The organism is Desulfobaculum bizertense DSM 18034 (assembly GCF_900167065.1).
Classification (GTDB): Bacteria; Desulfobacterota; Desulfovibrionia; order Desulfovibrionales; family Desulfovibrionaceae; genus Desulfobaculum; species Desulfobaculum bizertense.
Genome location: NZ_FUYA01000002.1, coordinates 130,572 through 154,821 on the forward strand (window position 1 = coordinate 130,572; position 24,250 = coordinate 154,821).

Annotated in this window: 19 protein-coding genes; 12 read left to right on the top strand and 7 right to left on the bottom strand. The window is 52.3% G+C overall.

What is annotated here, in order from left to right:
* Positions 1 to 592 precede the first annotated feature (592 nt).
* Genes B5D23_RS03545 through leuB form a run of 4 tightly spaced genes read left to right on the top strand, consistent with a single transcriptional unit; the run spans position 593 to position 5,037 of the window.
* Positions 593 to 2,113 (top strand): 2-isopropylmalate synthase, encoded by a 1,521-nt coding sequence (locus tag B5D23_RS03545; protein WP_078684029.1) that lies wholly within the window; start codon positions 593 to 595, stop codon positions 2,111 to 2,113.
* A gap of 5 nt (positions 2,114 to 2,118) precedes the next feature.
* Complete coding sequence (leuC, locus tag B5D23_RS03550) at positions 2,119 to 3,375, top strand: 3-isopropylmalate dehydratase large subunit (RefSeq protein WP_078684030.1); 1,257 nt, start codon at positions 2,119 to 2,121, stop codon at positions 3,373 to 3,375.
* A gap of 39 nt (positions 3,376 to 3,414) precedes the next feature.
* Entirely contained in the window at positions 3,415 to 3,909 is a 495-nt protein-coding gene (locus B5D23_RS03555) for a 3-isopropylmalate dehydratase small subunit (protein ID WP_078684031.1), read from the top strand.
* Between the two features lie 54 nt (positions 3,910 to 3,963).
* Positions 3,964 to 5,037: a 3-isopropylmalate dehydrogenase gene (gene leuB, locus B5D23_RS03560; RefSeq protein ID WP_078684032.1), complete on the top strand. Its 1,074-nt coding sequence runs from the start codon at positions 3,964 to 3,966 to the stop codon at positions 5,035 to 5,037.
* 451 nt (positions 5,038 to 5,488) lie between these two features.
* Here leuB and B5D23_RS03565 read toward each other — a convergent pair whose 3' ends face one another.
* Positions 5,489 to 6,199 (bottom strand): GntR family transcriptional regulator, encoded by a 711-nt coding sequence (locus B5D23_RS03565; RefSeq protein ID WP_078684033.1) that lies wholly within the window; start codon positions 6,197 to 6,199, stop codon positions 5,489 to 5,491.
* 305 nt (positions 6,200 to 6,504) lie between these two features.
* On the opposite strand from B5D23_RS03565, the gene B5D23_RS03570 reads away from it, so the two are divergent.
* The 5 genes from B5D23_RS03570 to B5D23_RS03590 all read left to right on the top strand — a co-directional run bounded on the left by B5D23_RS03570 (position 6,505) and on the right by B5D23_RS03590 (position 11,823).
* Entirely contained in the window at positions 6,505 to 7,515 is a 1,011-nt protein-coding gene (locus tag B5D23_RS03570; protein ID WP_078684314.1) for an amino acid ABC transporter substrate-binding protein, read from the top strand.
* A gap of 127 nt (positions 7,516 to 7,642) precedes the next feature.
* Positions 7,643 to 9,025, top strand: coding sequence for an amino acid ABC transporter permease (locus tag B5D23_RS03575; RefSeq protein ID WP_078684034.1), 1,383 nt, complete (start codon positions 7,643 to 7,645; stop codon positions 9,023 to 9,025).
* 2 nt (positions 9,026 to 9,027) lie between these two features.
* Positions 9,028 to 10,116, top strand: a complete 1,089-nt coding sequence (locus B5D23_RS03580; RefSeq protein WP_078684035.1) for an amino acid ABC transporter permease — start codon at positions 9,028 to 9,030, stop codon at positions 10,114 to 10,116.
* Between the two features lie 13 nt (positions 10,117 to 10,129).
* Positions 10,130 to 10,909 (top strand): amino acid ABC transporter ATP-binding protein, encoded by a 780-nt coding sequence (locus tag B5D23_RS03585; RefSeq protein ID WP_078684036.1) that lies wholly within the window; start codon positions 10,130 to 10,132, stop codon positions 10,907 to 10,909.
* Between the two features lie 65 nt (positions 10,910 to 10,974).
* Positions 10,975 to 11,823 carry a glycerophosphodiester phosphodiesterase gene (locus B5D23_RS03590; protein WP_078684037.1) on the top strand — a complete coding sequence of 283 codons (849 nt, stop codon included), beginning with the start codon at positions 10,975 to 10,977 and terminating at the stop codon, positions 11,821 to 11,823.
* Between the two features lie 710 nt (positions 11,824 to 12,533).
* On the opposite strand, the gene B5D23_RS03595 is transcribed toward B5D23_RS03590, so the two are convergent.
* From B5D23_RS03595 to B5D23_RS03625, 6 genes are all read right to left on the bottom strand, one after another.
* Positions 12,534 to 13,748 carry an L-serine ammonia-lyase, iron-sulfur-dependent, subunit alpha gene (locus tag B5D23_RS03595; protein ID WP_078684038.1) on the bottom strand — a complete coding sequence of 405 codons (1,215 nt, stop codon included), beginning with the start codon at positions 13,746 to 13,748 and terminating at the stop codon, positions 12,534 to 12,536.
* 16 nt (positions 13,749 to 13,764) lie between these two features.
* Positions 13,765 to 14,910, bottom strand: a complete 1,146-nt coding sequence (locus B5D23_RS03600) for an amidohydrolase (protein ID WP_078684039.1) — start codon at positions 14,908 to 14,910, stop codon at positions 13,765 to 13,767.
* Positions 14,911 to 15,360 carry a hypothetical protein gene (locus B5D23_RS03605; protein WP_078684040.1) on the bottom strand — a complete coding sequence of 150 codons (450 nt, stop codon included), beginning with the start codon at positions 15,358 to 15,360 and terminating at the stop codon, positions 14,911 to 14,913. It abuts the gene before it with no gap.
* A gap of 2 nt (positions 15,361 to 15,362) precedes the next feature.
* Positions 15,363 to 16,160, bottom strand: coding sequence for a DUF3100 domain-containing protein (locus B5D23_RS03610; protein ID WP_078684041.1), 798 nt, complete (start codon positions 16,158 to 16,160; stop codon positions 15,363 to 15,365).
* 201 nt (positions 16,161 to 16,361) lie between these two features.
* The gene (locus tag B5D23_RS03615; protein WP_078684042.1) at positions 16,362 to 17,645 is read right to left on the bottom strand and encodes a hypothetical protein; all 1,284 of its coding nucleotides are present in this window, start codon (positions 17,643 to 17,645) and stop codon (positions 16,362 to 16,364) included.
* A gap of 298 nt (positions 17,646 to 17,943) precedes the next feature.
* A complete protein-coding gene (locus B5D23_RS03625) occupies positions 17,944 to 18,645 on the bottom strand; it encodes a TetR/AcrR family transcriptional regulator (protein WP_078684044.1) in 702 nt (233 codons plus the stop codon).
* 1,491 nt (positions 18,646 to 20,136) lie between these two features.
* On the opposite strand from B5D23_RS03625, the gene caiT reads away from it, so the two are divergent.
* From caiT to caiB, 3 genes are read left to right on the top strand one after another with little or no spacing between them, the layout of a single operon-like run.
* Complete coding sequence (gene caiT, locus B5D23_RS03630) at positions 20,137 to 21,651, top strand: L-carnitine/gamma-butyrobetaine antiporter (protein ID WP_078684045.1); 1,515 nt, start codon at positions 20,137 to 20,139, stop codon at positions 21,649 to 21,651.
* A 47-nt stretch (positions 21,652 to 21,698) separates the two neighbouring features.
* Positions 21,699 to 22,835, top strand: coding sequence for a crotonobetainyl-CoA dehydrogenase (caiA, locus tag B5D23_RS03635; RefSeq protein WP_078684046.1), 1,137 nt, complete (start codon positions 21,699 to 21,701; stop codon positions 22,833 to 22,835).
* A gap of 45 nt (positions 22,836 to 22,880) precedes the next feature.
* Positions 22,881 to 24,116: an L-carnitine CoA-transferase gene (caiB, locus tag B5D23_RS03640; RefSeq protein ID WP_078684047.1), complete on the top strand. Its 1,236-nt coding sequence runs from the start codon at positions 22,881 to 22,883 to the stop codon at positions 24,114 to 24,116.
* Positions 24,117 to 24,250 lie beyond the last annotated feature (134 nt).

The window sequence follows — 24,250 nt, forward strand, 5'->3', positions numbered from 1 at the left end:
CCATGAGACAGCGTGTCGCAACAGCCGGGGGTTCCCCCATGCAGCAGATGATGGCAACAGCCACTCTCTGTGCTGTGACGTGTGTCGTGCTCGCTTCCCTGTTGAACTCTGTTGCTGCATCGGTCGCTTTTGCTGGCCTGATGTGTGCTTTTTTCTGTGCTGCTGTTCAGTCCTTTTCTGCTGAGAAGGGCGCTTTTGGCATTTCTAGCATTATTGAGATTATTCGCATTATGTGCGGATCTGCGATTTTTTTCCTATTTCGCAGGTTCACAAGGTTGCTGGGTGTCCGGAACGCGAGCTAGCGAAACATATGTTTTGGACACAGTGAGTAACGAATAAACTCTTGGTCCATACGTAAAAAGTACAAACCACAAGCTCCGGTTTCTTCTTTCTGAGAAGGAACCGGAGCTTTTTTTGTACCCAAATGAAAAGAACTTTATACAATAGAGGAGGAGGCGCAATGCAGCCCTCTGTCGCGAAAAGAAGAATGTGGGAAAACTCTTTTGGTCCTCTTCTATGCGCAGCTTTTTCTTCCCGGAGAGGCTAACGCATAAGCAAGAAGAGAACTTGAAACAGTTTTGAGGAGAGAACAATGTCCGATCGCGTATATATTTTTGATACCACCCTGAGAGATGGCGAGCAGTCCCCCGGCGCAACCATGAGCGAAAACGAAAAGGTTCGTCTCGCGCGCGAGCTGGAAAAGCTCGGCGTTGACATCATGGAGGCAGGTTTCCCTGCTGCCAGCCAGGGTGATTTCGAAGCCGTGCGCAAGATCGCCCAGACCGTGAAACATGCTCAGGTCGCAGGCCTGTGTCGGTCTATGCCCCAAGACATTGACCGTTGCTGGGATGCAATCAAGGACGCCGCACACCCCAGAATTCATACGTTCATCGCCACCAGCCCTGTGCATATGAAGTACAAACTTCGCAAAAGCCCGGAGCAGGTACTCGAAATGGCAGAGGCCGCAGTAAAGCGTGCCGCAAGCTACACCCCAAACGTAGAATTTTCGGCCGAGGATGCATCCCGTTCTGACTGGGACTTTCTGGTCAAGGTAACGGAAACGGCTATTGAAGCTGGGGCAACCACAATCAATCTTCCCGATACCGTGGGCTATGCACAGCCACAGGAATTCGGCGACATGATTCGCTATGTCATTGAGCATGCGAAAAACAGTCATAAGGCGATTTTTAGCGTACATTGTCACAACGATCTTGGACTGGCCGTTGCCAACACGCTTTCGGCCATTCAGGCCGGAGCCAGACAGGCAGAGGTGACAATTTCGGGCATTGGAGAGCGCGCAGGGAATGCAGCTCTCGAAGAACTGGTTATGGCAACCAAAACCCGGAACGGATACTACCAGGTTGAAACCAATATCAAAACAGAGCGCATTTACCCAACATGTAGACTGCTCTCCATGATTATTGGTCAGCCCATTCCGGCAAACAAGGTTATTGTTGGCGCAAATGCCTTTGCCCATGAGTCCGGCATCCATCAGGACGGCATGCTCAAGAACCGCGAAACGTACGAGATTATGACTCCCGAATCCGTGGGCCGCGAAAAGACTGATATCGTTCTTGGCAAACACTCCGGCCGTAATGCCATCAAGGGAAAAACTTCAGAACTTGGCTACTCTCTGGATGATGACGCTCTCCAGACTGTTTTTGAGGCTGTCAAAGGTCTCGCAGACAAGAAAGAGCGTATCTACGACGCTGATATTGAGGCAATTATCCTCGAAGAAGTGTACCGTATTCCAGACAAGTACAAGCTGCTGCACCTCTCTGTGCAGTCCAGTGATGTCGGCGTCCCCCCGAACGCCGCAGTGGTCATGGAAGTCGAAGGCGAGCGTCGCGAGCACGCAGCTCTGGGAACTGGTCCCATTGATGCCGTGTTTACCACAATTTCCGAAATTGTTGGCCGTGCTCCAAAACTCAAGCGCTACAGCGTTAACGCCATTACAAGTGGCGGCGACGCTCAGGGCGAAGTAACCGTTCACCTGGAAGAAAACGGGTACAGCACTGTTGGACGTGGTGCGCATCGCGATATCATTGCCGCAAGTGCACGAGCATACCTGAATGCTTTGAACAGACTCGATAAAAAGAACTCGGAGGGTTAAGAGCAATGGCTCATACACTCGCACAGAAAATCCTGCAGCGACACACAGATCAGAAAATCGAAGGAACTGGGCAGATCGTCCAGTGTGACGTGTCGCTGGTTTTGGCAAACGACATCACTGCACCGCTGGCAATTAAGTCCTTTCGGGCTATGGGTGCCGAAAAGGTCTTTGATCGCGACAAGGTCGCGCTGGTCATGGACCATTTTACCCCGCAGAAAGACATTGAGTCTGCAATTCAGGTGAAGAATACCCGTGAGTTTGCAGAAGAACAGCAGATTACGCACTACTACGAAGGTGGAAACTGTGGCGTTGAGCACGCTCTTCTGCCAGAGCTTGGCCTTGTAGGTCCCGGCGACATTGTGATTGGTGCGGATTCCCATACCTGCACCTATGGCGGCCTTGGCGCATTCGCAACTGGTCTTGGTTCCACAGACGTTGCTGGTGGCATGGCCCTTGGCGAGACCTGGTTCAAGGTCCCCCCGACGATTCGGGCGGTCTTTGAAGGCAAGCTTCCTGAGTTCGTTGGTGCAAAGGATCTGATTCTTGCGCTGATTGGCAAGATTGGCGTTTCTGGTGCCTTGTACAAGGCTCTGGAATTTGCCGGAAGCACGGTTAGCGAGCTGAGTGTGGAAGGGCGGATGACCATTGCGAACATGGCTATTGAAGCTGGTGGCAAATGTGGCCTTTTCCCTGTTGACGAGAAGACTCTGGCCTACACTGGTGCCCGTGGCCGCAATGACGAGGTACTGGTTGCCGATGAAGGCGCTGAGTATGAGCGAGTCGTCAATTTTGACGTGAGCAGCATGTCTCCGCAGGTTGCCTGTCCGCATCTGCCTGAGAATGTTCATCCTGTTGAGGACGTCAAACCCGTGAAGGTGAATCAGGTCGTTATTGGCTCCTGCACCAACGGGCGCATTAGCGATTTGCGTGAAGCCGCTGCCGTACTGAAAGGGCGTCAGGTTTCCCGCCACACCCGGACTATTGTTCTGCCCGCAACGCCCGGTATCTGGAAACAGGCTTTGCAGGAGGGACTCATTGAGACCTTTATGGATGCAGGCTGCATTGTTGGTCCTGCGACCTGTGGTCCCTGTCTTGGCGGGCACATGGGCATTCTGGCTGATGGAGAAGTTGCCGTTGCAACGACCAACCGGAATTTTAAGGGCCGTATGGGAAGCCTTGAATCTGAGGTCTACCTGTCCAATCCGGCTGTTGCTGCCGCCTCTGCCGTGGCTGGTGAAATCGCTGACCCGCGCAAGCTCTAGCTGCGGGCCGTACTGACGAGATAATTTCTGGAGGAGACAATGACCTTACAGGGTAAAGCACATAAAGTTGGCGATCACATTGATACTGACGCCATCATCCCAGCCCGTTTTTTGGTAACCACTGACGAAAAGGAACTTGGCGCACATTGCATGGAAGGCCTTGAAGCCGGGTGGGTTGACCGTGTCGAAGAAAACGACATCATGGTTGCAGGACAGAACTTCGGTTGTGGTTCTTCCCGTGAGCATGCCCCCATTTCTATCCTTGGCGCTGGTATGCCTGTTGTTATTGCGCATTCTTTTGCCCGCATTTTTTATCGCAACAGCTTCAACATGGGCCTTTTGCTCATTGAGCTTGGCGATGATGTTGAGAACTTTGGCGATGGCGACGAGGTTGCCGTTGACTTGGACGCCGGAACAGTGACCAATGTCACAACTGGGAAAGTTGTCCCGTTCCCGCCGCTTCCTGAGTTTATGCGTGAGTTCGTCGACAAGGGTGGTCTGATTCCCTACGTTCGCGAGAAGCTGGGAAAATAGTTGCGGTCCGTGGCGCGTTTCGTCACACAGAGCTGATTTTTTGGAGACATCACGATGAAATTGAATATCGTACTTCTGCCCGGTGATGGTATCGGGCCGGAGATCACAAAGCAGGCTGTTGCCGTTCTCGAAACTGTCGCCCAGAAGTTTGGGCATGAGCTGCATTGCACTGAGCATCTCATTGGTGGTTGCGCCATTGATGCCACTGGGCATCCTCTTCCGCAGGATACAGTTGATGCCTGCAAGGCCGCAGACGCAGTCTTTCTTGGTGCCGTTGGTGGTCCCAAGTGGGATAACCTTGAAGTTCGCCCCGAAGTTGGTCTGCTTGGCATTCGCAAGGCTCTCGGCCTTTTTGCGAATCTGCGCCCAGCAAAGCTTTTCCCTGAGCTTGCCGGAGCCTGTTTCCTTCGCCCCGACATTGTTCAGGACGGCATTGACGTCATGGTCGTCCGTGAGCTGACTGGTGGCATTTATTTTGGTGAGCCGCAGGGGCAGGAAGTCCGTGATGGCTTGCGCACAGGCTACAACACGATGGTATACAACGAAGACGAGGTGCGCCGCATTGCACGTCTCGCTTTTGAAACCGCCATGAAGCGTGACAAGCGTTTGTGTTCTGTAGACAAGGCTAACGTGCTTGAGGTGTCCCGCCTTTGGCGCACCGTTGTCGAAGAAGTTGCCACCGAGTATCCCGAAGTCGAGCTGAGTCATCTCTATGTTGATAATGCAGCGATGCAGCTTGTTCGTGATCCCAATCAGTTTGACGTCATTGTGACTGGCAACTTGTTTGGCGACATTCTTTCCGATGAGGCTGCGGTTATCACGGGGTCCATCGGTATGCTTCCTTCTGCCTCTTTGAGTAGTGGTGGTGTCGGGCTGTATGAGCCTATTCATGGTTCCGCCCCGGACATTGCCGGTCAGGACAAAGCTAATCCTTTGGCGTCCATTCTTTCTATGGCTATGATGCTTCGTTATTCCTTCAATCTTGAGGATGAAGCTCAGGTCATTGAGGATGCTGTACAGCGTGTCTTACGCGCCGGGCATCGCACTGGCGACATTGCTGCTGCCGGGGATTCCCCCCTCGGTGGAAGCAAAATGGGTCAGCTCGTTGTTGATGAGTTGAGTAACTAGAAGGGGCAAGATGTATTGGTACTCTGTCCCAAACCCTGCAAAGGCGCAGGGCGGGCGGGTGTTGTTTTATTGGGGCGCTGCCCCAAACCCTGCAAGGGGCGCCGCCCCTTGACCCCGCCCAAGGACGAGGCCCTTGGGAATCCCAAGTTCGCCCGAAATAAAAGGGGCCGGATGAGTGAAAGCCTTTGGCTTTCCCCTTCATCCGGCCCCTTTTTTTCGGTCTAATTAACTGGGCGTGTGCTTTTTTTCTTTCCGCTCCAATCCTTTCTTTCTGAACGCTTGCGTTCAGAAAGAAAATGGTGGCGAATTCGCAGAAGAGAAAGACTTTTTTATCGCATTCTCACCCAAGTTTAAAAGCCGTCCAAGCGAAGCTTGAACGGTTTTTAAACTCGATGAGGATACGTAAGGGAATCATTCCCTTACGCGGAGGTTTGGGGGCTGGCCCCCAATCTTATTGATCGACACGGAGTTCGATAGCGTCAAATCGCCAGTACTCGTGTTCGACGGTGAGGACGACGGAGTTGCTGTCGGTTTTAATGCGCCGGACGTAGACGCCGGGGGAGCCGGGGGTGATGCTGAGTTCGGTGGTGACGAATTTAGGGAGGAGGAGGGGGCGAATGAGGAGTCGGCGCTGAATCAGGGGCGTGCTGTACTGCTCTTCGGCGACCTGAGTCATGCCTGTGTGAGCGGTTTTGGGGATGATACCGGGGAGTCGTTCTGCATGGATGTAGTTTTTAACGCAGGCGACCTTGAGGCCATCGAGCGAGAACACGTTGTCCATTTCATAAACAGGAGTGCCGCTGGGGAAGCCTTCGTCACCGCCTGTGTCTGTAAGATTGGAAGCGTGAACGATACCGTTGTCGATGGTGGTCCAGTGTGCCTTACGTCCCTGAGATTCAGCGAGTCGGGCAAAGTTGATATGGTTTGCAGGGTTGTACACGAGTCGGGTCGGAGTGAGATACCAGCCTTTGCGTTCGAGCCGAAAGATTTTTCCTTCACGCTGGAGGAGGAGCAGGGCATGGCGGACCGTATTTCGGTTCTGGTCGAGGGCGGAACAGAGGGCGCGTTCGGAGGGGAGCTTGTCTCCGGGCATGAGTTCCCCTGTGGAGATAAGGGAGAGAATGTGTTCGAGCACAATGGTGTAGAAGCAATTTTTTTTCATAATGCGTTGTGTTCAGTGGTGAAAGGTGTTCATGCCGAGGAATCGCAATATTTCCGTCACCTGTCTGTCAGATGACAGCGTTAAATCTGGTTTAAACCAGTTGAAGATTTGAAAGCAACAGTGTAGAGAAAACCAGCATTGCTGAGAGAGCTTATTGCTTTTAGGGCATCTCAGCAGAGCTTTTCGTCTACAGCTGAAGAGGCTTTGTGGGTGGAGGCGGCACAAACCGCATGTGGATGACATGCAGCAAACACGGCCCTCGCATGTTTGTGTCGTTGTATTACATGGGGGCGGAGGAAAATGCTATGGTTCGTTTTCGACTGACTCTTGTCGGACTTTTAGTTCTTGCTATGGCCTCGTTTGCACAGGCGGGCACCTTGCAGGACGTGCAGAAGGACGGCTTCCTGAAATGTGGCACGCACATTGAAAATCCTGGATTCTCTTCTTTGGATAGCAATGGCAAACGCATTGGTTTTGACGTTGATTTTTGCCGTGCAGTGGCGGCTGCTGTCAATGTTTCTGAGATCAAATTTGTTCCGCTGACATCCAAGGAGCGCCTGCCAGCCCTCCAGTCCGGTGAGATTGATCTTCTTTCCCGTACCACGTCTCTGACCATGAGCCGCGACACCAAGCTGGGTTTTGATTTCCCGGCCGTGACCCTCTACGACGGTCAGGGCATGATGGTGCGTAAGTCTCTTGGCATCAAGAGCGCAAGGGAGCTGGATGGCGCTGCAATCGCACTCCAGACTGGTTCCACAACTGAGCTGAATATCACTGACTTTTTCCGCAGAAACAACATGAACTTTACTCCTGTTGTTTTTGACAAGCAGCCTGACGTCCGCAAGGCCTACGACACTGGCCGTTGCGACGTGCACACCACCGACATTTCCGGTCTGGCTGCTCAGCGTTCTCTCATGAAGAACCCTGATGAGCACATCATTCTTCCCGAAGTCATCTCCAAGGAGCCTCTGGGTCCTGTTGTCCGCCACGGCGACAACCAGTGGGCTGACGTTGTGCGCTGGACTGTCTGGCTGACAGTTGGTGCAGAAGAGAAGGGCATCGACTCCAAGAATGTTGATGAATTCTACGCAAACAGCAAGGACCCCGAAGTTCAGCGTATGCTGGGCAAGACAGGTTCCCTGTGGAAGGACCTTGGTCTTGACCAGGGCGCACCTGTCCGCGTGCTGAAGGCAGTTGGTAACTACGGTGAAATCTTTGAGCGCAACCTTGGCAAGAGCACACCTCTTCGCCTCGACCGTGGCCTCAATGCACTGTGGACCAAGGGCGGCCTGATGTACGCTCCGCCGTTCCGCTAGAATCGAGCTTGAACACGACTCCCCGCACCAGATTTTTTTATTTGGTGCGGGGTTTTCACCATTTTTTGCCCAAAAGCATTTGTGACGGATGCTTTTGTTTGGTCTGTTTGTTTAACAGGGTTGACTCATGTCCCAAAAAAAGACCCCCAATGAAAAGGTCCCGTTCTGGCGAAGTCAGGAGGGAAGGGCCTGGACATTTCAGATTTTTCTGCTGGCTGCCTTTGTGTGGCTTGGCGTAACTCTCTACCACAATACCCTTGTGAATCTGGAAACCCGAGGCATTAGCTCTGGGTTTGGCTTTCTGAAAAATGAAGCAGGATTCAGAATTGGCGAAGTGACTGGCGTTCTTCTGCCAAAGGGCGGGGTGCTGTGGTTTGTGCTGAGCCTTGCCGCTGGGCTTGGCATTTCGCGGTGGATTTCACGCCGCATCAAGAAAGATACGAAAAAGGAGCCGCTGAGAACAAAGTGGCTCGCACTGTGTTTGCTGTTCAGCATTGGCTTGCCCCTGCTGACTTTGTACCTCGTGCACGACAGCATTGAGATTGCGCACTACACGGAATCTTCCAGCTACCTGCTGGCGTTGGCAACGGGTCTGGCAAACACACTCAAAGTCACACTCATTGGTTGTGTGGCGTCAACCTTTCTGGGGTTATTCATTGCTCTTGGTCGCCTGTCTCCTAACTGGCTCCTGAGCAACCTGTGCCGCTGGTACGTTGAGCTGAACAGAAACTTGCCTATGCTGCTTCAGCTCTTTTTCTGGTACTTCATTGTGTTGCAGGAACTCCCCGGCGTTCGGCAGTCCCTTGACTTGGGCGGATGGCTTATCCTGAACAAGCGCGGTCTGTATTTGCCCGCATTTGTTCCTCAGCAGGGTGCTTGGCTGTTCTGTGCTGCGCTGGTTATTGCCCTGTGTGGTGTGTGGCTGCTTTTCCGCAGATCCCGCCGCCTGCGTGACGAAAGGGGCATTCCCGGAAAGTGTTTTTGGCCCTCCGTGGGCCTGCTGGTGGGGCTTCCGGCTTTGGCGTGGATCATTGCCGGAACCCCATTCTCTCTCGATTTTCCTGTACTCAAGGGCTTTAACTATCGCGGTGGAACTGGATTGACTCCAGAATTTACTGCGCTGGTTGTTGGCCTGACTGTGTATGTTTCTGCATTTAATGCCGAGATTATGCGCTCCGGCATTGAGGCTGTGTCCAAAGGTCAGCGTGAAGCCGCTCGCGCGCTGGCAATGCGGGAAGGTCAGGTTATGCGTCTGGTCATTCTGCCTCAGGCCATGCGTATCATTGTTCCCCCGCTGACAAGCGAATACCTCGCCATTGCCAAAAACAGCTCTCTTGCTGTCGCCATTGGCTACCCTGAATTCGTGAGTATTGGTGGCACGATTTTGAATCAGTCTGGTCAGGCTGTGGAAATCGTGGGCATCTGGATGGGCGTCTACCTGTGTATCTCACTGTGTATTTCGCTCGGCATGAATATCTATAACAGCAAAGTTGCGCTGGTGGAGAGGTAGTCATGGCAGAACATATTCCTGATAGACAGCCGCCGGTAACTCAGGTTGGCGTTATTGGCTGGGTGCGAAAAAATCTTTTGTACCCGTGGTATAACGCTGTACTCACCGTGGCGTCCTGCTGGGTGATCTGGTCGTTTTTGAAGCCATTTTTGAACTGGGCTGTGGTGAACGCCACCGTGACTCTGGACCCGGCTGTTGCCAAACAGCACAGCGGCGCAGCATGGGGCTTTATCCGCGACATGTGGCCTGTGTTCCTGACTGGTGTGTATCCGGCCGAGGAGCGTTGGCGTCCCTTGATTGCCCTGTGTATTGTCGTCGTTCTGGTCTGCCTGACGCTGGTGCACTCTTTCCGCCGGACCAAATGGATTCGCGCTGTCTGGCTGCTGTCGCCTCTTGCTGTCTTTGCTTTGGTGCATGGCGGCATGGGCACAGGTCTTTCCGTTGTCGGTTCGCACTACTGGGGTGGCCTGATGTTGACCATCATGCTCTCCATTGTGGCCATGATTGCTGCATTTCCAATCAGTGTGCTTCTGGCCCTTGGCAGAACCTCAAACATGCCTATCGCAAAGCCGTTTTGTGTGGCCTACATCGAAATTATTCGTGGTGTGCCGCTGATTACGATTCTGTTTATGGCTTCTGTTGTTTTGCCGCTGTTTATGCCCGCTGGCATGGAGCTGGACAAGGTGCTCCGTGCGATGGTCGGTATCACCATGTTCTTCTCGGCGTATCTGGCTGAGAATATCCGTGGTGGTCTGCAGGGTATCGGCAAAGGTCAGTACGAGGCTGCTGATGCGCTGGGTATGGGCTACTGGAAAAAAACGCTCATCGTTATTTTGCCTCAGGCCCTGCGTATCGTGATTCCGCCAATGGTGAACAATTTTATCGGCATTTTGAAAGATACCTCACTGGTTGGCATTGTTGGTCTTGTTGACCTCTTGCAGATTGCCTTTGCAACGACTTCTAATCCCAAGTGGTTTGGACGTCTTGAAGAGGCTTATGTGTTTATTGCCTTCTGGTACTGGATTTTGTGTTACGCACTGTCCAGCTACAGCCGACATCTTGAACGAAAAATGCCTTCTGCCAACAAGTAGGGGGGAACGAAATATGACGTGTACACATACACACACTGCCACTCATCTGGGCGATCGCCCCGTAGTCATCGACGTGGCAGGACTGAATAAATGGTATGATCAGTTTCATGTCCTGAAGGACGTGAATCTTCAGGTGAAAGAACGGGAAATCGTGGTTGTCTGTGGCCCTTCTGGCTCTGGCAAGTCGACCCTCATCAGAACGATGAACCGACTGGAAGAGCATCAGGAAGGCACGATTACTGTTGACGGCACTGTGCTGACCAACGACGTAAAGCACATTGAGCAGATTCGTCGCGAAGTCGGTATGGTTTTTCAGCAGTTCAACCTGTTCCCGCACATGACCATTCTTGAAAACGTTATCTCCGGTCCCGTGCATGTGCGCAACATGCCGCGCAAGCAGGCCGAAGAAATTGCATACAACTACCTTGAGCGTGTCGGTATTGGCGCTCAGGCCCACAAGTTCCCGGGCCAGCTCTCTGGTGGTCAGCAGCAGCGTGTCGCCATTGCCCGTGCTTTGGCCATGCAGCCGAAGATTATGCTCTTTGACGAGCCAACTTCTGCGCTTGACCCAGAGATGATTAAGGAAGTTTTGGACGTCATGCGCGAGCTTGCAGAGCAGGGCATGACAATGATTTGCGTGACGCACGAAATGGGATTTGCCCGCGAAGTGGCTGACACTATGGTCTTTATGGACCACGGACAGATTGTCGAATATGCGCCAGTTAAGGAATTTTTCACGAACCCGCGCGAAGAGCGTAGCCGTGTCTTCCTTGAGCAGATTCTCAATCACTAGACCTGAAAGCGTGGGCAGTGTCTTGCGCTCTGCCCACAGCATGCTTTCATAAGGTTTTTTACGCTATGAAGCCGCTTTCACTTATTCACGAGAAGCCCCTTGTCTGGGGGCATCGTGGCGGGCGTTCTCTCGCTGCGGAAAATACTCTCAAAGCTCTGCGCATGGCCCATGAAGCCGGTGCAGATGGATGGGAAACAGACGTGCAGCTGACCAAAGATGGTGAGCTGATTATTCTTCATGATTTAAACCTGTTGCGCTCAACAAATGCAAGCTGCCATCCCCTGTTTAAGGACAATGCTCCGCAGGTGCCGTGGCGCTTTACCCTTGGTGAAATCAAGGAGCTGAGTGCAGACGTTTTTCCGCGTCGCTTTTGTGGCAAGCCACATGAAGGTCGGCAGTGGGAGCGTTGTGGGCATGAGCTTGACCCTGAGTACTCCGTTCCAACCTTACAGGAAGCGTTGTCGCTTTCTCGTGAGCTTGGGATGTGGGTGAACATCGAGATCAAAGACCTTTCTCATGACGTCCCCCGCAGCCTTGCCAAGGATGTGGTTAGCAAGGTCCTCGCGACTGTCTCTGCACTCAATATGGACGAGCAGGTTATTATTTCTTCATTCAATCATGATTATGTGCGCGAGTGTAAGGCGAGAGCCAAGCACGTGCTGACGGGAGCACTGACCCCGCATGCGTTTGCTGGAGACCCCGTCGAGATGCTTCATGCGGCTTTGGCCGATGCATGGCATCCCGGCTTTCGGGGACTCAATGCGCAGAATGTCGCCGCCGTTCGTGAAGCTGGGTTTGCCATCAACCCCTACACGGTTAACGAATTGAACGACATGCAGCAGCTTACCGCATGGGGCGTCACTGGTTTAGTCACCGACTTCCCGCAGCGCGCATGTGCGTGGCTGTCTGATTAAAAAAACGCCCTTCCTTGAGATACAGGATGATGCGCCCCGGCTTCCGGGGCGCTTTTTTTGTGGGCTATGCGAAGGGGCTGGGCGGCGAGATGGGGGAGGGGAAGAATTGGGGGCCTGCCCCAGCGCGGTAGTGCTGGATGGGTGGGTGGGGGAAATTGGGGGCGCCGCCCCCAAACCCCCGCGTAAGGGAATGATTCCCTTACGTATCCTCATCGAGTTTGAAAGCCGTTCAAGCTTCGCTTGGACGGTTTTCAAACTTGTTGGGCATAACGTCGAGAGCTTCTTTCTCTTCTGCGAGTTGCCACCATTTTTTTTCTGAACGCTCGCGTTCAGAAAAAAAATAAGTGCGGTCTGGAAAAGGCAAAAGAACACGCAATCGGGAAATCTCCACTAGCTGTTTTTGAACAGGTTGGCGGAGAGGAGAGCGAAGCGCTCATCCCGCTAACCTGTTCAAAAACAGCGAAAGCGGGATTCCCAAGGGCCTCGTCCTTGGGCGGGGTCAAGGGGCAGCGCCCCTTGCAGAGGTGCGGGGACAGAGTCCCCGCCCACCCAAGCGCCCCTTGCAGAGCACGAGACGGAGTCTCGTACCCCCACACCCATCCTCAAAAAATATAGGCCCAGAGGCGAGAGCCTCTGGGCCGAGTGAAGGGTCTGCTGCGCATAGAGCGTTAAGAGCGAATTTGCAGCAGTTTTTTTGGGGTCTGTTGGGATTAGAGACGGAATCGGCACGCAGGGGAGTACTTGGCAAGACCTGCGAGGGACGTTTCCTTGTAGCCACATTTCAGATCGCGGCCGGTTTCTCCCATGGTCAAAACGACCTGGTCGAAGCTGATGCAGTGATCTCCGTCAGTAAAGAGGGTGTACTCTGCTGCGTCGAGGGCGCGGACAGCGGAGACGGCGTTTCGTTCGATGCAGGGCACCTGAACATAGCCCGCGACGGGGTCGCAGGTCATGCCGAGGTGATGCTCGAGGGCCATTTCTGCTGCATAGTCAATCTGGCTGAGGGTGCCGCCAAAGAGGTAGGCAGCCATGGCAGCGGCCATCGCGCAGGCCGTTCCCACTTCGCCCTGGCATCCGACTTCTGCGCCGGATATGGAGGCATTTTCTTTGACCAGATTGCCGATGAGGCCACCGATAGCGAGGGCACGAAGAAGTTCATCTTCGCTGACGTCGTATTCTTCCTTGAGTGAACGCAATACCGCAGGCACGAGTCCGGCGGAGCCACATGTAGGAGCTGTCACGACGAGACCGCCAGAGGCGTTTTCTTCTGAGACAGCAAGGGCGTAGGCAAAAGTCATACCTGTGGATTTCAGATGCTTTGCCTGAAGCCGGGCCTTTTTGAAAAAGGAATTTGCCTTACGAGGGTATTTCAGCTCACCGGGCAAAACGCCTGTTTTCTGTAAACCCCGGTCCATTGCCGTAACCATTGCCTCCCACATTTCGCGCAGAAAATCCCATAAGTCAGAATCTTCGTAACGCTCAACATACTCCCACAGCTCAATGTTTTCTTCGCGACAAAAACGCATGATGTCGAGAAGCTTGCTGTGGGGATATATGTTTTTTGAACCTCGGCTTGTTGAGCTGGCTTCGGCAATAGTGCCACCGCCAACGCTAAAGACTTCCCACTGCTCGGTGCTTTCGCCGAGAGTGTCGAGGGACTCAAAAAGCATTCCGTTGGTGTGGAACGGTTTGACCTCGTCGGCTTTCCAGACAATCTCGGTTTCGATTGGTTTGAGAGTCTTCTCAATAATCCAGTCGGTGAGATGTCCTTTGCCAGTCGCGGCAAGGCTTCCGTAGAGCGTGACCCTGTAGCGGGCAGCGTGCGGAGTGCGTTCGCGAAACATCTGGGCGGCCTTTTGCGGTCCCATAGTGTGACTGCTGGAGGGGCCATTGCCCAGTTTATAGAGTTCCTTCAAGGAATCCATGTGGTTTCTCCGTGAATTACATGACGTCGTGAATGAGTTCGATGAAGAGGCTGGCTGCGGTGAGCATGGCCTCGTCATTGAAGTCGTACTTGCTGTTGTGCAAGAGGGGCGAGTTTTCACCGTTACCAACCCAGACGAAACAGCCCTTGGTGTGCTCCATGAAGAACGCATAGTCTTCGGAACCCATTGCAGGGAGGACGTTGGTCAGCACGTTTTCTTTGCCCACAACCCGCTCGGCAGCGGCAATAGCCAGCTCCGGAGTGGAGTTCATGAGCACAGGATGCTTGCGGTAATAAGTGAATTCTGCCTCGACGCCATAGGTCTTGGCCACGCCATCAACAACAGTAGCGAGAGAGGACTCAATACAGTCCTGAACTCCACCGTCTACAGTGCGGACATTGCCGCGAATCATGACATCATCGGGGATGATGTTGTACGCGCTTCCGCCGTGCACCTGCGTGATGCTGATAACTGCCTTGTCGTGGGCAGAAACCTTGCGTGGGATGATTGTTTGAGCAGCCTTGATCATGTCGGCAACAGCGGCGAACGGTTCAATGCAGCCATGAGGCATGGATGCGTGTCCGCTTCGGCCGGTGACCTTGATGTCAAAGCGGTCCTCAGAGGCCATACATGGGCCCTGATGGACGATAATCTTGTCTGGGTCTTCGCCGGGCCAGTTGTGATACCCGAACATAAGGTCGATGGAGTACTTTTCAAATAATCCATCTTCGATGACCTTTTTTGCTCCGCCGTATCCTTCTTCACCGGACTGGAACAAGAGCAGGATAGTGCCGTCAAAGTCCCGGTAGGTGGAGAGGTACTGTGCAAGGGCAAGCATGGTCGTCGTGTGCCCGTCATGTCCGCAGGCGTGCATTCTGCCGTCTGTTTGAGACGCGTAGGGCAGACCTGTTTCTTCCTGAGTTACCAGACCGTCCATGTCTCCGCGGAATGCGACTGTTTTTCCGGGAGCTTTGCCGTCGACCTTGGCTAAAACAGAGTTCTCACCAATGGCTTCGTAGCTGAGTCCATACTCGTCCAGCTTGGACGTGATGAAGGCAACCGTACCGGCTGTTTCGGTTCCGATTTCAGGGCAGGTGTGCAGATGTGTGCGAATGGCTTTGAGTTCGTCAAAGCGTTTCACGACGTGCGGATGCAAAGGCATTTAGATTTCTCCCAGTACTTTCAGTACGACGTGGGCGATACCCGCAGAGGCGACAAAGGTTGAGGCCATGACAAAAAGACTGACCACGACGATACGCCAGCCGGTTTTCTTGAGGGCATCAAGGTCTTTGCCAATACCAACACCAGCGTAAGCAAGGATGGGGGTAGTCAGGGCAAGGAAGTTGACCTTGGAGACCCATGCAGCGAACTGTTCGGAGCCAGGAAAGCCGGGCAGGGTAACGAGCATGCCGAAGGTAATGATGTACAAAACTGGTGGAAGCTTGCTGAACACGAAGCGGTTTGCAGCAATACCAGCCAGACAGATGCCGAAAAGCACGGCCATGCCCGGGAGGGCTTCCAGAAGACCAAAATTATGTCCAATCGAGTTACCGATGAGCGTGATTACAGCGACGATAACCAGAACGATTGCGGATTCTACCATGCGGTTCATGTTTAGGCCTCCTCACTTTTGCCGTACTTCAGTCGGTACAGCATGCCGTAAAGCTTGTTAGACATGGGAAGTGCAATAAGCATGGACATGTACACACCGTCCAGACCGGACAGGGTATTACTTGCAACGCCAAAAGCCTGAATTTTTTCTGCCATTTCAGGATAAATGGCGGAGAGGCTACCAACGGTGGCTGTCATCATGCTTGCACTGCCAACGCCGGAGGCCATAGCCAGTGCGTATGGGTGGAAGATATTAAAAATGGAAATGAATGATGCGGCGAGGCCAAAGAATATGGTGCCAAAAACGGTGCCACAGATGTAGACACCCATGACGCCGCGACCTTCTGCTGTGTCCAGACCGTAGATGTCGCCGATAAGGGCAACGTTTGGCTCACGGGCGATGGAGTGGGCTGCACCAATGGACTCACGCTTCAGGCCGAGGAACATGGCGATCGGAATACCGATGAGCAGGGTGCCGATGTTACCAAACTCCTGGAGAATCAGGGCCGGGCCTGCTTTCAGGATTTCATAAAATTTGGGTCCAACGAGCGTGCCATAGCGCGCCATAAGGAGCATCAGAGTTAGGCTGACCAGAGCACTGGAGTTCACCATGTCTTTGTCGTTGACCACCTTGGCAAATTTGGGGCCAAGGAAGGTGCCGATGAAAACGGCATAAAGCATGGGCAGAAGGACGAGCTTTCCCGGGCCGACATTGAACGTCAAAGTTCCGATAAGTTCGGAAACAACCACGAGCACCAGAACGAGCAGGTGCACTTTGACGTTTTTGATTGCGTCAATCATGAATAATCCCCTAGAAACTAAAGAAGTTGTAATTCCCTGCCATCATCCACGTTGCGACATGTAGACACTGCGGACTGATGATGGCGCCTCTGACTCTGCTTGCGATGTATGTGTTGGGCCTCCTTGAAGACGGTCTGGTCCTTTTTTTGCTATTTTCGGACATGTCAAAAATGTGTCCGAAATTTGCCATAAAAAACAGGACTAAACGATAATTCTCACCAAATTTTTAGGACGTCCAACCTGATGGGCGTTTTCCTTCCCCACAAGTTTGGCGTGACCGCTATCAAGGAATTTTTTGAGTACCCGGCGCGCACTTCGTTCGCCAATGCCAAGGCAGCTTGCAAGATCTCCTGAATCAAAGGTATTCTTGCCCGTTTTATCCATGATGGCGCGAATCCTGTCGACATAGCTTGGGCTGACGCCGACTTCCTGCGAAATTTTGAGCAGGGTTTCGTCCGAAATCCGGGTCCGAAACCTGAGTTCTTCCTTTTGCCCAATGGGGCCGCGGAGTTCCTCTCCGTCCACGATGTACAGGCCGCCTTCTGGAAGAGCGATGGCATGGGAGAGGGCTTTTCTGGCGGATTTTTCTGCCTCAAATGCCGTTGCTCCAATGCCGATTCCAGAGGCAATGGGGAGTTTGTTTGCGCGTCCCCACTTCAGAAGTTCCTGAAACATATCGAGATGAACGGGGCTTTCTATGACGCCCCTGGTAGAAAAGATAACGTATTCTTCTTTTCCAAAATTAAAGAGGCTTCCCTGAATAGCGCGGGCGTATTCGAGAAGTTCAAGGTAAAAACGTCCTTCGATTTTCATGTCGTCATACTGATTTATGGAATCCATAGAGATGCCATGCAGCTTGACGTTTTGAATCGCGATGCCTGCGGAGCGAAGGTCTCTGGCTGTAATCTGTTCAATCAGGTGGCGAACTGTTTCGCGAATCTGGAGCGAATTGGGAGCCAGACGGAAGACCGGGAGGCCTTGTTCGAGAAGTTCCTGGTAGACGGAGCCGAAACCCGTTGCGATAACATCAGCCTTTCCAGATTCAAAAAGCTGGAGGTGGCGTTCCCTGTAGTCATCTTCCTTGTGATGAATGGCGAAGGGCATGGAGTGGATATGGTCGAAAGAGACGCCATATTCACGGATAACCTCTTCAAGAACTTCATCAAGAACGACATCAATACTGATGGTTTTGTGCTCGTATGAACTTCGGGCAATTTCGGCCAAAACCCGCATCAGGCTGTATGCACCACGTGGAAGATGGGCATATGGCTTGGTCACAATGCCACGGGCTTTTGCTGCTTCCTGTACGCCGATGCCAGAGAATAAAATGCCGTCAGTTTCTCGCTGGCAGCGCTCCAGCACTTCCCAGGATTCTTCTGTACGTTCCCGAACGTAAGCATAAAACGTAATTTCCGGGAAAAATTTTTCCACTGATTCCTGAATAATTGTCATGGAATCAGAGGGGCCAATGCAGGCAATTTTCATTGTCGTCTCTTTTTTGAGTGCGGCCGAAAACAGGCGTATTTATTTTGGACATGTCCAAAATATGACCGAAATTAGAGGTACAGCATGCAGTGCACCTGCGGTACTGTCAAGGCTTATTGAGGAAAAAGCAAAGAGGTCTGTATGGGGGGCTTTGATGAAGGGGAGGGAATTGGTGGCAATCGTTTTGTGGGGAACACTGTAGAAGGCAGGGCTTCTGAATGTGTATGCGAAGCCGCTGCCCACAGTGCATGAGTGGATGTCTCGCTACGGAGTGGAAGTCCTCCGGGCTGGAACGGGTTTAGTGACAGACGGGGGTGTCGAGAAGCCCCGTAAATTCTGGCTTGAGGTAGTGTTCAAAGATCTGTCGATAGTATTTCATGGTCTTTTCGATGGCCTGATCTTTGGACAGGAGGTCGTCTCGGACGTCTTGCAGGATACACTTAAAGATCATCATGTTGACCTCGTTGAAATCCTTGGCTGCGTCTTCGGTCATGTATCCGTCATTCACACAGTCTGTGAGCATCATGGAGCTGCGGGAATAGATGTTGTTGATCTGGAAAATTTTGTTCAGGGGTTCGGGCCAGTCCAGAATGACCTTCTCCGGGAACAGCTCATAATACTGGTGCATGTATTCTTCCAGCTTTTCGTCGCCATGCGAGAAAAACAGGTGTTCGTAAATTTCTGGGTCTTCGTAGGCGTACTCCGAGAAACACTTGCAGACTGCCATGTAGCGTTCCACGGAGTTTTCACACTCGGTCAGGCGCTGGGGGAGGGCTGCGTTGTACTCCTCCAGATAGTTCATGGTGGCGAGGAAAATAAGATGTGTCAGGTTATCAAAGTAGTTGTACAGCGTTGCGCTTGCGTATCCGGCGAGATCGGCTGTCTTTCGGATGGTGACAGCTTCAATGCCTTCTTCTTTGATGATCTGGTTTGCGGCTTCGATGAAATACGTCATGGTGCGCTGCTGTCGAATTTTCAGTCTGTCTTGAGTCTTTGTCATACGTTACCTTTTGCTCTTCACCGTGATGCATTTATACGGTTTTTCAGCGGGAACTGTGCGGCGATGCTGAGTGAATGATGAAGCACATGCCTTGGGCCTGTCCCAAAAGCGTGTGTGGGCCGCAGATATACAAACGCAGGCAAGGGCCAAATGGTCTATGGCCTTGCTTTGCAGAGAAATCAAGTTGCCGTGTTCAGGCTCTCACAAATGGAGTTGAGGCCAAAAATGAGACGTGGTCTGAGAATTGGAAGAACTCGCTGATTGATCGTTCAATGAATTCTCTGTAAATTTCAGGGATTACAAGGCGCTCCCTGTCCTCATTTGGGGTCACAACACTGTACACTAATCGCGGTTAGCGTGTCATTGCCTTGTTCAAAATAATAGCATGTTTTTTTTATGATCGCGGTCAAAAATGACGGCGTTTTCTCCCCATCATTTTTTTGTGAAAAGTAAAAAAGCCTGTAAAATGGGGAGGAAGAATGCTTTGAGGATGTCGGCCGTGACATTTGGCTCTGTATTTTGACGCCAAAATTGCGTTTTTGGCGGTGTGAAAGAAAAAACAGAGGACGTGTCAGGTGGACGCTGGGAGCTGCTTTTTCAAGCATGAGAATTTGTACTGACCTATATTTATTGAACTATATACTCAAAACGATGCAAAAAGTCAAGGATGCTCAAGCTATTAAAAGTGTGTATTGGGAACATATATGGGGGAAAAGTCGTCTATAGAATTGTAAAAAGATGAACTAGATTGTTTGATAAAAAAGAATCATGGCGAGTTCTAGAGACACTAGAGCGAGTGTATGATGATGCAAGAGCAACTCAATGCAGTGTAAGCTCTGAGGAGTATGCTTTTATTGCAAGGTGTGTTTTTTACTAAAAGAGACTCGTAAATGGGTTGTTCAAAAAGACACAATAGTTGCAGGGCGTCTGCGACGAAACAAGAATGCGAGTTTGGACGAAAAAGGTGAAAATGAGAAAAAATATACAAGAATAACATATTAAAATATTTGAATAAATTTTTTTGATCGAAATCGTGATCGTGATTAATAAAAAATTGTGATTGCAAAATGATCGCGATTATGCAAATTTTCACCAACGCCGAACAGGGAAGCGGAGACGTCTTCCCAAAAAAATGATCGCGATTATATTTTAGCTATGATTGTTTTTACAATCGCGATTACGCGCAATGCGCCGGCAGCATGTACACACGCGGTTTTTGTCCGCTGGCCCACGCGGGTTCCAAAATTTCTGGGGGAATCTCGAAGTGGCAGGGCAGAGGACGTGAGCGGCAATGACAGTTCGGTTTGGAGCGAATCCTCAGTGAACTGGAAGGCATATAATTAGGGCACGGCATTTTTTGCCAGAAAAGGAGAGCCAGTCGCGAAAGCGGTGACGTTTTTGGACTGAGTGCAGGGCGCAACTGAGTTTGGAAGGCACGCGCTCAGACTGGCTGGCTTAAAACCTCTCCATTTTAGAGCTGGAGTTTCCTTAATGGAACCGAAGAAAAAATCATCTGTGCGGATTGATCCCAAAGTTTTCTTTCCGTCGCTCATCATCGTAGCCGTCCTGTGCTACCTGACAATTCGGGATCTGGATGCAGCAAACAAAGTTATTGGTGCTGTTTTCCATTACGTCACATTCTCCTGGGGATGGGCATTTGAGTGGTACATGGTCTTTATGCTTGCTGGCTGGTGCTGGCTTGTTTTTGGACCCTGGAAGAACAACAGACTTGGCGATGAAGAACCTGAGTTCAGCACTCCAAGCTGGATCTTCCTGATGTTCGCTTCGTCGACTTCTGCCGCAGTTTTGTTCTGGGGTTCGTACGAAGCATACTGCTACGTCGCAACGCCACCATTTGGCTTTGAGCCAATGTCTGTGACTGCGCAGGAGTATGGCCTTGCATACAGCCTGTTCCACTGGGGTCCAATGCCCTGGGCTGGCTACGGTTTCTTTACCGTTGCATTCGGCTACTTCCTGTTTGTCAAAAAAATCAACGTCATTCGCCCCAGCGGAACCCTTGTCCCGCTTCTTGGCGAGAAAGCCTGCAACGGTCTTGCCGGTATCATCATCGACAACATGTACATTGTGGCTCTGATTCTCGCCATGGGCACAAGCCTTGGTCTGGCAACTCCGCTCGTGACCGAGTGCATTCAGTGGCTGTTTGGTGTGCCGCATACCCTTCAGCTTGACGCCACTATCATTGGCTGCTGGATCGTCTTCAACGCCATTTGTGTTGCCTGCGGTCTTCAGAAGGGCATCAAGTTTGCCTCTGACCTTCGCAGCTATCTTTCCATTGCAGTGCTGCTCTGGATTCTTGCCATTGGCGCAACAACTTTTATTTTCAACTACTTCACCGACTCCATCGGCATCATGCTGAACAACTTCACCCGGATGCTGTTCTACACTGATGCTATTCAGGGCGGTGGATTCCCGCAGGGCTGGACCGTGTTCTACTGGGCATGGTGGGTCATCTACGGAATTCAGACCTGTATCTTCCTCGCACGTATTTCTCGTGGCCGTTCTGTCCGCGAAGTCTGCGTCGGCATGGTTGCTGGTCTGACTGTTTCCACCTGGTTCATGTGGACTGTGCTGAGTGGTAACACCATGAGCCTTATCCATCAGGGCGTTTTGAACCTCCCCGACCTGGTGGCCAAGTATGGTGCTCCGCGAGCCGTTATTGAAACATGGGCCGCTCTGCCGTTTAGCACGCTGACAATCTCTGTGTTCTTTGTCCTGTGCTTTGTCGCAACCGTTACCCTGATCAATGCCTGTTCCTACACTCTGGCTATGTCCACCTGTACCGAGGCTGACGCATACAGCGAACCTCCGGTCTGGGTCCGTGTTGGCTGGTCCGTGCTCGTGGGTATCATTGGTGTCACCCTGCTGGCTCTTGGTGGTCTGAAACCTCTTCAGACAGCCATTATCGCCGGCGGTTGCCCGCTCTTCTTTGTAAACCTCATGATCATTGCATCCTTCATCAAAGATGCCAAAAAGCGGAAGTGGTAGCTTCTGCAACCATATACGGCAGAAAAAGAACTTAAGGAGAATTCCTCATGGATTTTAAGCTGACAGACGAACAGGAACTTTTTGTTGCTGGTGTTCGCGAGCTGATGGAGCGCGAAAACTGGGAAGCATACTTCGCAGACTGCGACGAAAAGCATGAATATCCGGAACGCTGGGTCAAGGAACTTGCTGACCTCGGCATCGACACCATGCTGCTCCCCGAGGAGCACGGTGGAATGGAAGCAGGCATGGTGACTCTCGCAGCCATCTGGGAAGAGCTTGGCCGTCAGGGCGCTCCGACCTACGTCCTGTACCAGCTCCCCGGCTTTAGCACCATCCTGCGTGAAGGCACTCAGGAACAGATCGACAAGATTTTTGCTTTCCGTGGCACTGGCAAGCAGATGTGGAACTCCGCCATCACTGAGCCAAGCGCTGGCTCCGACGTTGGCAGCCTCAAGACCACCTACACCCGCAAAAACGGCAAGGTGTATCTGAACGGCCAGAAGTGCTTCATCACCAGTAGCGGCAAGTGCCCGTACCTCGTTGTGATGGCTCGTGACGCAGAGTCCGAAAAGCCTGTCTTCTCCGAGTGGTTTGTCGACATGAGCCTGCCCGGCATCAAAAAGAACCCTCTCGAGAAGCTTGGCCTGCGCATGGACAGCTGCTGCGAGATCGTTTTTGACAACGTCGAGCTGGAAGAAAAAGACATGTTCGGCAAGGAAGGCAATGGCTTCCTGCGCGTTAAGGAAGAGTTCGATGCAGAGCGTTTCCTCGTTGCATGCACCAACTACGGTGTTGCCTACTGCGCATTTGAAGATGCTGCCAAGTACGCAAACCAGCGCGTGCAGTTCGGTGAGGCTATTGGCCGCACCCAGCTCATTCAGGAAAAGTTTGCTCACATGGCTATCAAGCTGAACAGCATGAAGAACATGATCTTTGAGTCTGCATGGAAGTGCGACAATGGAACCATGACTTCTGGCGACGCTGCCATGTGCAAGTACTTCTGCGCAAACGCTGCTTTTGACGTTGTCGACAACGCCATGCAGGTCCTCGCTGGTTACGGCGTTGCAGGCGGCCACCGCGTTGCCCGCTTCTGGCGCGACCTTCGCGTTGACCGTGTTTCCGGTGGTTCCGACGAAATGCAGATCCTCACCCTCGGCCGCGCAGTTCTGAAACAGTACCGCTAGTCGACTCTGAGCACCGAACGCCACGAACAACGAGGAGAGATTTCCATGTCTAAAAAGCTGTTTACCCCCAAGTTTGGCCCGCTTTCCGGGTTGAGGGTTGTTTTCTCCGGTATTGAGATTGCTGGTCCTTTTGCAGGCCAGATGTTTGCCGAGTGGGGCGCTGAAGTTATCTGGATTGAGAACACTGCCTACGCAGACACAATCCGTGTTCAGCCTCACTACCCAGAGCTTTCACGCCGCAACCTCCATGCTCTGTCTTTGAATATCTTCAAGGAAGAGGGCAGAGAGGCGTTTTTGAAGCTCATGGAAACGACCGACATCTTCATCGAAGCCAGTAAAGGTCCCGCCTTTGCCAAGCGGGGCATCACCGATGAAGTGCTGTGGGAAAGAAACAAAGCCCTCGTTATCGGCCATCTGTCCGGCTTTGGTCAGTACGGCACCCCAGAGTACACCAACCTGGCTGCCTACAACACCATTGCTCAGGCTTTCAGTGGCTACCTGATTCAGAACGGTGACAAGGATCAGCCCATGCCCGCATTCCCGTACACTGCGGACTACTTCTCGGGCATGACTGTGACCACCTCCGCTCTGGCTGCGCTCTACAAGGCACAGCAGACTGGCGTTGGCGAAAGCATTGACGTCGCCATGTACGAAGTCATGCTTCGTATGGGCCAGTATTACATGATGAACTACTTCAACGGTGGAGAAGTCTGCCCCCGTATGACCAAGGGTAAAGACCCGTACTGGGTTGGCTGCGGTCTCTACACCTGCAAGGACGGCTACATCGTTATGGAGCTGGTCGGCGTGAATCAGATCAAGGAGATGTTCGCACGTATGGACATCAGCCATCTGCTTGGCACCGAAGAGTTCCCCGACGGCACACAGCTTATTAGCCGTGTTGATTGTCCTTCTGGCGAATTCGTTGAAGAAAAACTTGACGAGTACCTCTCTGGCAAGACCATCAAGGAAGTTCAGGACCTGTTTGCTGAACTCCATGTGGCCTGCGCCAAGGTGCTGACCATTCCTGAACTTGAGTCCAACCCGCAGTACATTGCCCGTGATTCCATCACTGAATGGGAGAACATTGACGGCGAAACCTGCAAGGGTCCGAACATTATGCCCAAGTTCAAGAACAATCCCTGCAAGATTTGGCGCGGAATGCCCAAATACGGCATGGATACTGCCGACATCCTGGGTGACCTTGGCTACTCCGAAGAGCAGATCAAGGGCCTCGTGGACAAAGGTCTGGCAAAAGTCGGAAAAGACGCTCCTGCTGAGTAATTCAGGGAAGCTCTCGATATGACTGGGATGGCTGTCTGCTCCTGGGCGGCCATCCCCATCATTCGGACAAATTCCTGTAACGCGGCACAGGACAGGCGAGGTTCGGTGCAGCGGGATTTGGACGATGAAATGCG